This window comes from Vibrio sp. 10N.247.311.51 (assembly GCF_041467855.1).
Classification (GTDB): Bacteria; Pseudomonadota; Gammaproteobacteria; order Enterobacterales; family Vibrionaceae; genus Vibrio; species Vibrio coralliirubri.
In genome coordinates, this window is the sequence record NZ_JBFSVK010000015.1 from 105,394 (window position 1) to 117,883 (window position 12,490).

At 43.2% G+C, this 12,490-nt stretch carries 12 protein-coding genes; 7 read left to right on the top strand and 5 right to left on the bottom strand.

Annotated features, from left to right (window positions below; translation table 11 throughout):
* Positions 1-112: 112 nt before the first annotated feature.
* The 4 genes from yciA to AB6E85_RS14775 all read right to left on the bottom strand — a co-directional run bounded on the left by yciA (position 113) and on the right by AB6E85_RS14775 (position 2,870).
* Positions 113-511 (bottom strand): acyl-CoA thioester hydrolase YciA, encoded by a 399-nt coding sequence (gene yciA / locus AB6E85_RS14760; protein WP_004741235.1) that lies wholly within the window; start codon positions 509-511, stop codon positions 113-115.
* Positions 512-775: 264 nt separating this feature from the next.
* Complete coding sequence (locus tag AB6E85_RS14765; RefSeq protein ID WP_372143127.1) at positions 776-1,339, bottom strand: septation protein A; 564 nt, start codon at positions 1,337-1,339, stop codon at positions 776-778.
* A gap of 109 nt (positions 1,340-1,448) precedes the next feature.
* A complete protein-coding gene (locus AB6E85_RS14770; RefSeq protein ID WP_004741237.1) occupies positions 1,449-1,697 on the bottom strand; it encodes a hypothetical protein in 249 nt (82 codons plus the stop codon).
* Between the two features lie 285 nt (positions 1,698-1,982).
* The gene (locus tag AB6E85_RS14775; RefSeq protein WP_372143128.1) at positions 1,983-2,870 is read right to left on the bottom strand and encodes a LysR substrate-binding domain-containing protein; all 888 of its coding nucleotides are present in this window, start codon (positions 2,868-2,870) and stop codon (positions 1,983-1,985) included.
* Positions 2,871-3,051: 181 nt separating this feature from the next.
* Here AB6E85_RS14775 and hisC point away from each other — a divergent pair, with 181 nt between their 5' ends.
* The 5 genes from hisC to AB6E85_RS14800 all read left to right on the top strand — a co-directional run bounded on the left by hisC (position 3,052) and on the right by AB6E85_RS14800 (position 8,384).
* Positions 3,052-4,185, top strand: a complete 1,134-nt coding sequence (gene hisC / locus AB6E85_RS14780; RefSeq protein WP_372143129.1) for a histidinol-phosphate transaminase — start codon at positions 3,052-3,054, stop codon at positions 4,183-4,185.
* A 10-nt stretch (positions 4,186-4,195) separates the two neighbouring features.
* A complete protein-coding gene (locus AB6E85_RS14785; protein WP_029235360.1) occupies positions 4,196-4,969 on the top strand; it encodes an ABC transporter substrate-binding protein in 774 nt (257 codons plus the stop codon).
* 580 nt (positions 4,970-5,549) lie between these two features.
* Entirely contained in the window at positions 5,550-6,509 is a 960-nt protein-coding gene (locus AB6E85_RS14790; RefSeq protein WP_102447670.1) for a TRAP transporter substrate-binding protein, read from the top strand.
* A gap of 67 nt (positions 6,510-6,576) precedes the next feature.
* A complete protein-coding gene (locus tag AB6E85_RS14795) occupies positions 6,577-7,056 on the top strand; it encodes a TRAP transporter small permease (protein ID WP_048613908.1) in 480 nt (159 codons plus the stop codon).
* 20 nt (positions 7,057-7,076) lie between these two features.
* Complete coding sequence (locus tag AB6E85_RS14800; RefSeq protein ID WP_017083908.1) at positions 7,077-8,384, top strand: TRAP transporter large permease; 1,308 nt, start codon at positions 7,077-7,079, stop codon at positions 8,382-8,384.
* Between the two features lie 102 nt (positions 8,385-8,486).
* Here the strand turns inward: AB6E85_RS14800 and AB6E85_RS14805 are convergent, their stop codons facing one another.
* Positions 8,487-9,746 (bottom strand): dicarboxylate/amino acid:cation symporter, encoded by a 1,260-nt coding sequence (locus tag AB6E85_RS14805; RefSeq protein ID WP_017067401.1) that lies wholly within the window; start codon positions 9,744-9,746, stop codon positions 8,487-8,489.
* 469 nt (positions 9,747-10,215) lie between these two features.
* Between AB6E85_RS14805 and AB6E85_RS14810 the strand changes: the two genes are divergently transcribed.
* Together AB6E85_RS14810 and AB6E85_RS14815 are read left to right on the top strand one after the other, a co-directional pair.
* A complete protein-coding gene (locus tag AB6E85_RS14810; protein WP_372143130.1) occupies positions 10,216-11,622 on the top strand; it encodes a nodulation protein NfeD in 1,407 nt (468 codons plus the stop codon).
* Positions 11,623-11,691: 69 nt separating this feature from the next.
* The gene (locus AB6E85_RS14815) at positions 11,692-12,489 is read left to right on the top strand and encodes a slipin family protein (protein ID WP_048613235.1); all 798 of its coding nucleotides are present in this window, start codon (positions 11,692-11,694) and stop codon (positions 12,487-12,489) included.
* Position 12,490 lies beyond the last annotated feature (1 nt).

The following is a 12,490-nucleotide window of genomic DNA, read 5'->3' on the forward strand; positions in this document are numbered from 1 at the left end:
GGAAGAGCTAATGATAAGAAATTGTGAATTGGTGCGAGAGACTTGTATGGTCTTTAGCGATTTCATTTGCTGAAACTAAAGACCACAGATACGTATGACTTAGTGAAAAGTACTATTTCTTAATGGTTCGAGGCTTGCCACTTTCATCAACGGCTACGTAGTTGAACGTTGCACCACATACCTTGTAGCGGTCGCCAATGCCGTGATCCAGGACCGGCTTAACCCAGACCTCTAAGTCGATATTCATCGAGCTTCGCCCAATCTTAGTACAATCGCCATAAACACATACCACGTCACCAACGGATACGGGTTGTTTGAATTCAATGCTCGATACTGACACGGTAACTATTTTGCCGTTAGAGATCTCTTTTGCCAAGATGCCGCCCGCTAGGTCAAGCTGAGACATTATCCAACCACCGAAGATTTGACCTGCTGCATTGGTATCAGAAGGCATCGCTAATGTGCGAAGAAGTAGGGAACCAATTGGGTTCAAAGTTGATTGAATCGTCATTGTTGTACTCTTGGTGGTATTGATTATCTAAATAAAAACAGAAGTGTTGGTTGGTGAAGCGCATTGGCAAACGAGCGCAATGAACAACAGAGATCAGATAGCCAATAATTTAGTGCGATTTACATTAAATAATAGGCTTTATTTTGACCAGTTTCCGCAACACCAAAAAGCTAACGGCCAATGATCACAAGTATCATTGGCCGCTAGGTATAGCATATTGACAAGAATTGTAACAAAAACGGAATGAGGACTCACCCCTTGGGGTTACTTCTTGTCAGTATTTTTATCAGTTAGCTCTTGCTGCTCTTTTGGTAAATGCTTATAGATGTAGACGCCCGTAAGCAGCGTAAATAGTAATGTTGCTATTAGCAGGCCAAACACCTTGAAGTTAACCCATACATCCAATGGTAGGTTAAAAGCAACATATACGTTGATGATTGCGCATAGAGTGAAGAAGAATGTCCATGCCCAGTTGATCTTGCCCCATACCGCATCCGGAAGTGTAATCTCTTTACCCAACATGCCTTTAATCGCAGGTTTACCCATTAGGTGGCTTACGGTTAGGCCAATAGCGAATAGAGCGTAAACGATGGTGACTTTCCACTTTATGAAGTTGTCGTCGTGCAAGAAGATGGTCATTCCACCAAATACCGCAACCACCAGAAACGTTATCACCTGCATTTTTTCTATTTTTTTGTAGATGAAGTACGTCAAAACGATTTGTAGTGCAGAAGCGACAATCAATGCCCCAGTAGCCGTATAGATGTCGTACATCTTGTAAAGCGCGAAGAAAATGATGAGAGGGATGAAATCAAGAATTTGTTTCATGTGGACTGAATATCCGGTTAGTTGAGTTACCGACAGTCTAACTAAAATTGTCTCGATGCAAAACAGCTCGAGACAATTGGGTATTAAACTGATTGAAGCTGGCAGAATTTCAACGCATCGATGACGTTTGGTAGCGAGGGATCAGCTTCTTGATATCTTCTAAATAACCTTCACTCTTCAGATTGTCTAAAGTGTTCTCCAGCTCTTGTTCACTCATCGCGAAGCACGTGGATTTTCCTGTCGTTAGGTCAAGATACTCGTGATATTCGCGCTCAGTAAAGTGGCCGACTCTGTCCATTAGTAGGGTTTTAATTCCATGGTGAATTAAGCCGTAATACGTATGTCTTTGTAAGGTCATAGCCTATCCTCCGTGACAAGCTGCAGTGATAATAATTAGTGCAACCTGCTGTATATTGGTTGGGTTATCTATGACAAAGCAAATCAAATGCCATTTTGTCTAGTTTTCCGGAACATTTCCCGTGCCATCCTGAAATAATCTTCTTTTCAGATAGTTAAAATAAAGTGTTCTCGCTTCTCACTGAAACAATACGTAGCTGGCGGATAATAGTTTTATTTTGAGAATAATTAGATTCTCATTATGACGATCGAGCGGCGATGTGATCTACAACGATTTTGACAATACCTAGCCTAAAAGCCAGTCAACTAACACGGTTAGTGACGTATTCTGGCGATTCCTCGGTTGCAATAAGAAGTAACCGTTTCCTGAAAATACACTGTCTTCACTCACTTTCACTAACCGCCCTAAATCAATATCTTGTTTAGCCAGCGTGATATCGCCTATCGCTATCCCAAACCCTTGAATGGCTGCGTTCATCGCTTGATCAAGCGTAGCAAATTGCTGGTTGTTCTTGCTAGAAAGTTCGTGGCTGCCGATGTGTTCTAACCAAAGTCGCCAATCACTCTGCTCATTGTTGGCGTGTAACCAAGTGTATTGAGCGAGCTTGTGTGGCTTGATGACAGTTGAAGTACTGTCAATCAGGTGGCTTGGAACAATACTCTGTGCTTGGCAGATGGGGGCGAGTTGTTCGTTGAATAGCAGTTGGCTAACAATAGAGTGCTGGCTTGGTTTCTTGCCATAGGTAATCACCGCATCGAAGGGATCAAAGCTTGGCTCAAAAACGTGCTTGATGGTCGATGTGAGCTCGACATCAATCTCAGGATAGGCCTGTTGAAACGACATTAGTTTGGGTAGCAACCAAGAAGTGATGCAACTTGGGGCATTGAGTTTTATCTTAGAGGGAGAACTCGCGACCTGATTAAGTGCCGATTGCAGCTGCTGAATGGTCCCTTGAATGAGAGGAACAAGTTCTTCCCCTTTAGGCGTTAATGACAGACCACGAGCATGGCGATAGAAGAGATCACACCCAAGGCTTTCTTCAAACGACAACACCTGACGACTCACCGCACCTTGCGTCACATTGAGCTCATGTGCCGCGCGTGTAAAGTTGAGATGCCTTGCGGTAGACAGGAATGCGAGCAAGGTTTTGGTTGAAGGCAGTGTGTTGTTCATATCTTTACCTATGACTTTTTATCATGGCTATTATGTAATTATTTCGATTCATTTATCAATAGTGTTCTGTTTGAATGTAAATACTTACTCATCATTAGTGATTCAATATGTGTATAAATCACATTTTTTGAATATGAAAGCAGTGATGAAGACAATGTGATTATGTGAAAGGGATAGCTTCTTGACATCTTTTATTGATAGCTTAGTGCCTCAGGCTGTAAAAAAATTAATACCTTATCAATCAGCAAGAAGAATTGGTGGTGATGGACGTGTCTGGTTAAATGCAAATGAATTGGAAAGTGCTCTGTTTCAAGGAGAAGCCAGCCATAATCGTTACCCGGATTTTTTACCACAAGACATTGCCAAGGCTTACCAAGCTTATTGCGAAACTGACGCTGCAACCGTTGCGGTGCGTGGTGCCGATGAAGCGATTGATTTACTGATCAGAACATTCTGCAAACCCGCTCAAGATAATATCCTTATCTGTTCACCAACGTATGCCATGTATGAGTTTTGCGCTGATGCACTAGCGATTGAAACGCTCGACTCTCCTTTGCAGGAAGATTTCAGCTTAGATGTTGCTGACATCGTGAATAAAGCTGAGTTGGCCAATATTGTTTTCCTTTGTTCACCGAACAACCCAACGGGCAATGTGATTCCGAAATCAGATCTGATCCATGTGCTTGAGGGGACTCAAGGTAAATCTTTGGTTGTAGTGGATGAGGCGTATATTGAGTTTGAACCTCAAACATCAGCTGTGAACCTGGTTAAACGCTACCCACACTTGGTTGTTATTCGCACCTTGTCTAAGGCATTTGGACTGGCAGCTGTACGCTGTGGTTTTATCTTGGCGAGTCAAAATGTGATGCAGTATGTCTCTAAGCTCATTCCGCCATACCCAATGCCAGATTGTTCGTCTCAGATAGTTTTAGAGGCATTATCTCATGAGCGTGTTGCCGTGATGCAAGAAGCAACGTCAAAGTTGGTTGAACTACGTAATTGCTTTGCTTCTGAACTGAATCAGTTTGATTTCATTGAGCACGTTTACCCGTCTTCTACCAACTTTGTGTTATTGCGCCACAAGCCTGAACACGAACTGTTTAGTGTATTGGCGAAAGATGGCATTGTGACAAGGAGTCAACATCATGAGCCCGCATTACGTCACTGTGTTCGAATCAGCATTGGTAGCCCAGAGAGCATGGGGGAAGTGATAGCGTCACTTGTAAGTTACCAAACCGAATTAGACAAGAAGCAACAAATCCAACAGCTTCAAGATAGAGAACCTCAATTTCAACTCGACAAAGATCATATCTAGGATGGCAATGATGAAGAAGATAATACTAGGACTTGCTTGTGCGGCCGCTTTACTTGGTACAACGGTACAGGCGAAAGAAATCCGTTTGGCGTCGGACTTTACGTATCCGCCATTCAACTATAAAAACAGCGACGGTGTGCCTGTCGGGTTTGATATCGAGATAGCTGATGCTCTATGTGAGCAAGCTAAACTCGATTGTACTTGGGTTTCACAAAGCTGGGACTCGCTAATTCCAAGCTTATTGGCAAGAAAGTCAGATGTGATCATGGCTTCGATGCGTATCACCGAAGAGCGTAAGCGTAAGATCTTGTTTACTGATAAGTACTACCAAACACCAGCCGTATTTGTTGCTGCTAAAAGCGCAGAATTCAGCGTTGATGAGGCAGGCTTAGCGGGTAAAACCATCGGTGTTCAGCAAGGTACGATTCACGATCGCTACGTAACCGACAAGTTTGGCAGTGTTGCCAACATTAAGCGTTACACAGGGCAAGATGAAGTGTATCTGGATCTGCAAAATGGTCGCTTAGATCTAACCTTCGGCAACTCAGATCAACTTTCATTGGCTTTCTTAGATAAGAAAGAAGGCGAGGGCTTTGAGTTCAAAGGTAAAGCAGTAACCGATAAAGCCTACATTGGCGAAGGTACGGCGTTAGCACTAAGAAAGCAGGATTCAAAATTGGCGAAACAATTCAATGCTGCGATTGAAGAGATCAGAGCAAACGGTACTTACGACAAGATCGCCGCTAAGTACTTCACGTTTGATATCTATGGCGCTGATTTGTAATTCGTCTAACGCCTAAAAATTAGAACACCAAAAACAAAAATCCGAGGGCTGTAAGGCTCTCGGATTTTTGTTGCAAATAATTCATCCTCTCAAGCTTCTCTCTATTGCCTTTATCTATTCTTGTTACCTAAATCCAACCGAAAACCTTGCCTTCATCACCTCACAAAGCGCTGTTCACGACTCGCGTTTTCGAGCGAGGAGACCTTCTTTGTCGTGCTCCATAACTGAATTTAATGTCTTAAAATAACATAAATAGATCGGTGCTTTTTTACTAAGAGATTGTTCTTAAAGCAGTTGAAAGTAATCGAAATTACCAAAAAATCCAAAGTAGAACTGATTAATGGTCTAATTAGTCCCAAATATGATTGGTATCACAATCAATTAGGTTCTCAGGCCAATAGATAAACCTTAGTTCACAAAATATACATATAGTATTGTAATACAAAATTCATAGGGTAAGAATATTGTAATGAAACGTTACTGCTATGAGCGATGTGCAATTGAACGTTAGATTTCAAACTTAGCTATAGCGTTGCATATAAAAACTGTACCTCTTACAAAATGGATTCTGGAGAAGAACATGAAAAAACACCTACTGACGATTGCAGCGGCTTCAATTCTTATGGCATTTGGCGCTCAAGCAAAAACTTTGACGTTAGGGCATGCAATGTCATTAGAAAGCGCAGCTCACCAAGGCATGGTGATCATGGCTGATAAAGTTAAAGAAAAATCGAATGGTGAACTTACGATTAAGATCTTTCCAAACGGTCAATTAGGCTCTGAACGTGACCAAGCGGAGCAAGTAGTTACTGGCGCGATTGATATGGCCAAAATCAATGGTGGGTTAGCCGAATCTTTTGAACCAACGTTTAAGGTTAATGCACTGCCTTTCTTATTCCGTGACGTTCCACATATGAGAACCTTCATGCGAAGTGAAGCTGCACAAGAGATGCTGCTTTCAAGTGAAGGTAAAGGTTTCATCGGTCTTACATTCTATGATTCAGGCACACGTAGCTTCTACGCTAAGAAAGCCATCAACTCACCAGCTGATCTAGCTGGCATGAAAGTTCGAGTTCCTGGTTCTCCAACCATGATGGAAATGGTTAACCTACTTGGTGGTAAAGCAACGCCTGTACCTTTCAATGAGGTATACACGGCTCTGCAACAAGGTGTAATTGATGGTGCTGAGAATAATATTTCTAGCTTAGTTGAAATGAAACACAGTGAAGTTGCCAAATTTTACTCTATGGACCAGCACATGATGACACCTGACGTGATCATCATTTCAGAATACAAATGGGGTTCTTTAACGGCTAACGAGCAAAAAATCTTAAAAGAAGCTGCAGCTGAGTCTCTTGAAGAGCAGATCAAAATCTGGGATGCAACAGATGACATGAACAAAGAGAAAGGAATGAAAGCAGGCGTGACGTTTGTTGAAGTTGATAAAGCCCCGTTCCGTGCCGCTGTTAAACCTATGATTGATGAAGCGAAAAAAGACCCTAAATTAGCTTCGTTCATTGAAAAAATTGAAGTTCTGTAATCAGTCTTAGTGAAAATATAATTTTGCCTTGGCTTTGCTAAGGCAAAATTTTTTGAGGTATCACACCATGTTAGCAACTTTCAGAAACCTACTTGATAGGTTGATTCTTTTTGTCTCTTCTTTTGCATTAATGTTACTTGTCGTTACTGTCACTTGGCAGGTTTTTAGTCGCTATGTTTTGAATGACCCAAGTAACTGGACTGATGAACTTGCTCGTTATGCGATGGTATGGCTTGGACTATTAGGAGCAAGCTACTTATTCGGTATTAAAGGGCATTTAGCTATAACGTTATTGGATGGTTATCTTAAGGGTAAAGCGCACATAGCATTACACCTACTCATCAATGTGATTTCTGGCGCATTTGTATTTCTAGCAATGCTTCAAGGTGGCATCGCCTTAATGGGAAGAACCACACAACAACTCTCTCCAGCACTGCAATTACCGATGTCGACGGTGTATTCAATATTGCCGATTTCAGCCGTTATTATCCTCATCTATTTGGTCATGAATACGTTTGATCTTTTTTGTGAACCCAACAAAAAGTAAGTTTAAAAGGACTCTATATTATGGATTTGTCCATTGGTGTTTGGCTGCTAGGCCTATTCTTATTCATGATCGCGATAAGCATGCCGATTGCGATTGCAATTGCTATGTCATCTTTAACCATCATGTATTTCATCTTACCGTTTGAAGTCGCGAGTATTACTGCGGGTCAAAAAATCATTACCGGTATCGATAGTTTCAGTTTATTAGCTATCCCTTTCTTTATCCTCGCTGGGAATATAATGAATGTGGGTGGCATTGCGAGTCGACTTATCAACCTTGCAAAGCTCTTGGTTGGTTGGATTCCGGGCTCACTTTTTCACGTCAACATCTTCGCCAATATGATGTTTGGTGCTGTTTCAGGGTCAGCCGTTGCAGCAGCTGCTGCGGTTGGTAAAACCTTAGGTCCTGAATTAGAAAAAGATGGTTATGATAAAAACTTAGCAACAGCAGTAAACGTTGCATCCTGCCCAGCAGGCTTACTAATACCGCCGAGTAATTCACTGATCGTATTTTCAGTGGTATCGGGTGGAACATCCGTTGCGGCGTTGTTTATCGCAGGTTATGTCCCAGGTATTCTAATGGGCTTAAGTTGTATGGTCGTCGCCTATTTCATCGCTAAAAAGAAAGGCTATAAAACAAGTGCCAATGACGGCTTCACAGCGAAAGATGTGCTGAATATTGTTTGGCAAGCAACGCCCAGCTTAGGGCTTATTGTAGTGGTTATTGGCGGTATTATTGGTGGTGTTTTCACTGCGACAGAAGGGGCGTGTATCGCGGTTCTTTACTCTTTTATACTGTCACTCTGTTACCGAACTCTTAAATGGGCACACTTCCCGATAATTTGTAGAGAAACAGTTCAGGTCACTGGCATTATGCTGTTTTTGATTGGTGCTTCTACCATCATGTCATGGGCTATGGCGTTTACCGGACTACCAACCATGATCAGCGATTGGATGCTCTCTATTTCAGATAATCCAATTATCATTTTTATTCTGATGAACCTGATTCTACTGATCGTGGGTATGTTTATGGACCTTACGCCAGCCGTATTGATCTTTACCCCTATCTTTATGCCGATTGCTGAGCACTTAGGTATGCATCCAATTCACTTCGCGATGATGATTATCTTCAACTTATGTATTGGTATTGCAACGCCACCCGTTGGCACGGCGCTATTTGTGGGTTGTAGTGTCAGTGGCTCTAAGATTGAGAATGTTATAAGAAGTATCATGCCGTTTTGTGCCGTACTGATCGTCACACTGTTGGCTATTACTTTTATTCCTGAAATTAGTTTGGCTCTGCCTCGTGCGTTTGGACTAATCAATTAGCCTAACAAGGGTAAGGTTTACCGACTCAATATTGATCATCACCTAATAAAAAACCGCCTGTGTGAAGGCGGTTTTTTTATCAATCAAAACTGAAGCTTAATATTACGCTTGCTGTTTTTGTAGCTCAGCTTCTTTCGCTTCGTCTTCGATTAGAGAATCAACGATGACTGCACATGCTGCATCACCAGTGATGTTCAGAGCAGTACGGATCATGTCGAAGATACGGTCTAGAGCGAACAACAGAGGTAGACCTTCGATAGGGATACCAGCCGCTAGAAGAACTGCGACCACTAGGAAAGAAGGACCAGGAACACCTGCTTGACCAACTGCGCCTAGAGTCGACGTTACGATGATAGCAACGTAAGCACCCATAGATAGGTCGATGTTGAACAGCTGTGCGAAGAAGATAGCAACTAGGCCGTAGTAAATTGCGTTACCAGACATGTTGATCGTCGCACCAAGAGGCAGAACGAATGAAGCCGTAGAGTTACGAACGCCAAGTTCCTTCTCTACCGTTTCCATTGTTACTGGCAGTGTCGCCATTGAAGATGCTGTTGATAGTGCAACCGCTTGAGGCTTCTTCATTGCTACTAGGAACTTCTTAGCTGAAGTCTTAGTGAAGATTTGAATCATTAGCGGGTAAGCAACAAAGCCGAAGATTAGAATCGCAGCGATGTAAACAACGAACAGTTTGAACACAACCATAAGTGCGCCAAAACCGAATGTACCCACAGCTTCTGCCATTAGGCCGAATACACCAAGTGGTGCAATGATCATAACCTTGTTGATCATCCAAACCATTGCGTCAACAATCGCGTTTACGCCATTGATGATAGGGTCACGTTTCTCTTTCGCTTGTTTAGAAATCGCAATACCGAAGAATAAGCAGAAAACTAGAATTTGAAGAATGTTTGCTTCATTCAGTGATTGGAAAACGTTGGTTGGGATCATACCCGTTATGGTTGCCCAGAACGTTGGAAGTTCGCCTTTGGCAGCGTATTCAGAAGAGAACATGCCTTCAACGCCAGAAACATCGATACCACGACCTGGTTCGAATATTTCACCCATTACTAGCGCTAGTGCTACAGCAAGTGCAGACGTTAGTGCAAAGTAACCTAGAGTGGTCACGCCCACTTTACCTGCTGATGAGCTGTTGCCTAGACCAGCAGCACCTGAAATTAGGGCAACCGCGACTAGAGGGATAACCAGCATCTTGATCAAATTGATGAAGATAGCACCCAGTGGAGCGAACATAGTTGCGCTGTCACCCATCATCGCACCGACTAGGGTACCGATGATCATTGCAATAACGACTTGAACGCCGATGTTGCTTAGTAAACTCTTTTCTTTTAACACTTCCATAACCTCTGTGCTACTAAATATAAAAATCCCAGAATTACTCACCAATGTACGATGTACCATTGGATTAATATTTCGCGAGAAGTTTTACACGTATCCTTTACATTTATCAATATGAGCAGAGATGAAAGCCCTCGAAAAGTAGGTGGTTTTATGTCATTTGTTGTTTTTCTATACCAATGCAACCGTTTGCTTTTGTTTTTTATTGCTCTGATATTTGCAGTATTTATAAAAGCCTTTTTGTTTGGTGTTTTGTGAATGGTTTTGAGGCGTTGGTATTTGACTTGCTTTGTTAACATTTGGTTTTCATTTTTGGATGTTTTTTGGTCTTGATATTTGAGCTAATTCAAAGGCGCGTGTTGTGTGAAATTTAGCCTGAACTATGCTTAAGGTATCTATTTATTACCAAGATGTTACCTCTGCGCTTTAAATAAAACGTCTATCTAGCATCTCAGTTGTAAGGAGAGGGGCTATGACTTTTATATTAAAGTACTTGTTTGCGTTTCTTCTGTTGTTCAGCTCTGTGTTTGCTCAGGCCGATGATGTCTGGGTTATTGAGGTGAATGGAGGAATCGGTCCTGCGACCAGTGACTACCTCACTAGAGAAATAGAACAAGCTCACGATGAGCAAGCGAAGCTCATTATTTTGAAAATGAACACGCCCGGCGGGTTAGATACGTCGATGCGCGACATTATCCGATCCATCACCACATCACCGATCCCGATAGCAACTTGGGTTGGGCCTGCTGGCTCACGTGCGGCGAGTGCGGGAACCTACATTCTACTTGCTAGCCACATCGCCTCTATGGCGCCTGGAACTAATTTGGGCGCAGCCACGCCTGTCTCTCTTGGTGGTGGCAAAGCGCCGACTAATCCACTATCTCCTCAAGACGATGCTAATAAAGATGACAACACGTCAGTGAGTGAGCAAGACGAAACAAAACAAGAGAACTCAGACCAAGTAAAAGCCACCACTGCGATGGAGAAGAAAGTCATCAATGATGCTGCAGCCTACATTGTCAGTTTGGCTAAGCTACACAATCGCAATGAAGAGTGGGCTGAAAAGGCGGTAAGAGAAGCGGCGAGTTTGGACTCAGAGAACGCGCTCACACTTAACGTGATCGATTTTATTGCCAGCGACCTTCAGCAATTGGTTGAGCTGAGCAACGGACGCACCATCACCATCAACGGTATCAATCAGGAAGTTCAACTTAGTGATGTGGCGTTTGTTGAGCGTGAACAAGACTGGCGCTTTAGTTTGCTTTCGGTGATTACCAATCCCAACGTCGCTTATATCCTCATGCTCATTGGCATCTATGGCTTATTGCTGGAGTTCTATAACCCAGGGGTCGGCTTACCGGGTGTATTGGGCGGTATCTGTTTGTTGTTAGCGATGTACTCCTTACAAATGCTGCCCGTGAGTTACGCAGGCCTTGCGCTAATTCTATTGGGAATTGCCTTAATGGTCGCAGAGGCCTTTAGTCCGAGCTTTGGTATTTTCGGTTTGGGCGGCGTTGCTGCATTTACGCTCGGTTCAATCATGCTGATGGACACCGAAGTGCCGGGTTATCAAATCGCATTGCCTTTAATTATCGGGATCAGTTTGTTCTCTGTTGCCTTTATCGTCGTAACAATATCAATGCTAGTCCGAGTGAGAAACAAGCCCGTGACTACAGGGATGGAAGCGGTGGTTGGCGAGACAGGCAAAGTTGTCAGCGGTTTCCCGGGTGCTGGCCGAGTGCTAGTTGAAGGTGAAATTTGGCAAGCTCAATGCGCCAGTGAACTGCAAGCGGGGCAGCTTATCAGAGTGACCAAACTGACTGGGTTGTTGTTGGATGTCGAGGCACTACCCGATGAGATACCACCGAGGCCGAGTTAGCGCGGATTTTTAGGACGAACTTGATTGAATTAATTATTGCTTAACCATCGTTACCATTAGGGGGCGGTTATGTTTATACACACTATAGGTATTGTCATCGTGCTCGTTATCTTGTTGATAGCCAGCATGTTCAGAGTTCTGCGCGAGTACGAGCGGGCAGTGGTGTTCTTCCTTGGGCGCTTTTATGGCGTTAAAGGGCCGGGGTTGATTATCATCATTCCTTTCATTCAACAAATTGTGCGAGTGGATCTACGTACTATTGTTTTGGATGTACCAACACAAGATTTGATCACCAGAGATAATGTGTCTGTGAAGGTCAATGCTGTGGTCTATTTTCGAGTGCTCGACCCGAAGATGGCGATCAACAACGTTGAGAATTATCTTGAGGCCACCAGTCAACTTTCACAAACAACGTTACGTTCTGTTCTAGGGCAACATGAGTTGGACGAGCTGTTGTCTGAGCGAGAAGAGCTCAATAGAGATCTGCAATCGATACTGGATCAACACACCGATAACTGGGGGATTAAGATTGCCAATGTTGAGATTAAACATGTCGACCTTGATGACAGTATGGTGCGAGCGCTTGCTAAACAAGCTGAGGCGGAACGTTCTCGTCGAGCTAAGGTGATACATGCGACGGGTGAGTTAGAAGCATCAACCAAATTACGCGAAGCGGCCGAAGTGCTGAACCAAGCGCCTAACGCCATTCAATTGCGATATATGCAAACGCTAACCGAGGTGGCTAATGAAAGAACCTCCACAATCATCTTCCCAATGCCCATCGATTTAGTGGAGAAGATAACCGATCCGATCAAAGCGACGCTCAATGAGGCAGCGATTAAGAAAGCGATGAAAGCCGATGAGTGAT

Coding starts and splice junctions, on each gene's coding strand:
- yciA (WP_004741235.1), bottom strand. CDS start 511: ATGACGATTCAATCAACTTTGAACCCAATTGGTTCCCTACTTCTTCGC.
- AB6E85_RS14765 (WP_372143127.1), bottom strand. CDS start 1,339: ATGAAACAAATTCTTGATTTCATCCCTCTCATCATTTTCTTCGCGCTT.
- AB6E85_RS14770 (WP_004741237.1), bottom strand. CDS start 1,697: ATGACCTTACAAAGACATACGTATTACGGCTTAATTCACCATGGAATT.
- AB6E85_RS14775 (WP_372143128.1), bottom strand. CDS start 2,870: ATGAACAACACACTGCCTTCAACCAAAACCTTGCTCGCATTCCTGTCT.
- AB6E85_RS14785 (WP_029235360.1), top strand. CDS start 4,196: ATGAAGAAGATAATACTAGGACTTGCTTGTGCGGCCGCTTTACTTGGT.
- AB6E85_RS14790 (WP_102447670.1), top strand. CDS start 5,550: ATGAAAAAACACCTACTGACGATTGCAGCGGCTTCAATTCTTATGGCA.
- AB6E85_RS14795 (WP_048613908.1), top strand. CDS start 6,577: ATGTTAGCAACTTTCAGAAACCTACTTGATAGGTTGATTCTTTTTGTC.
- AB6E85_RS14800 (WP_017083908.1), top strand. CDS start 7,077: ATGGATTTGTCCATTGGTGTTTGGCTGCTAGGCCTATTCTTATTCATG.
- AB6E85_RS14805 (WP_017067401.1), bottom strand. CDS start 9,746: ATGGAAGTGTTAAAAGAAAAGAGTTTACTAAGCAACATCGGCGTTCAA.
- AB6E85_RS14810 (WP_372143130.1), top strand. CDS start 10,216: ATGACTTTTATATTAAAGTACTTGTTTGCGTTTCTTCTGTTGTTCAGC.
- AB6E85_RS14815 (WP_048613235.1), top strand. CDS start 11,692: ATGTTTATACACACTATAGGTATTGTCATCGTGCTCGTTATCTTGTTG.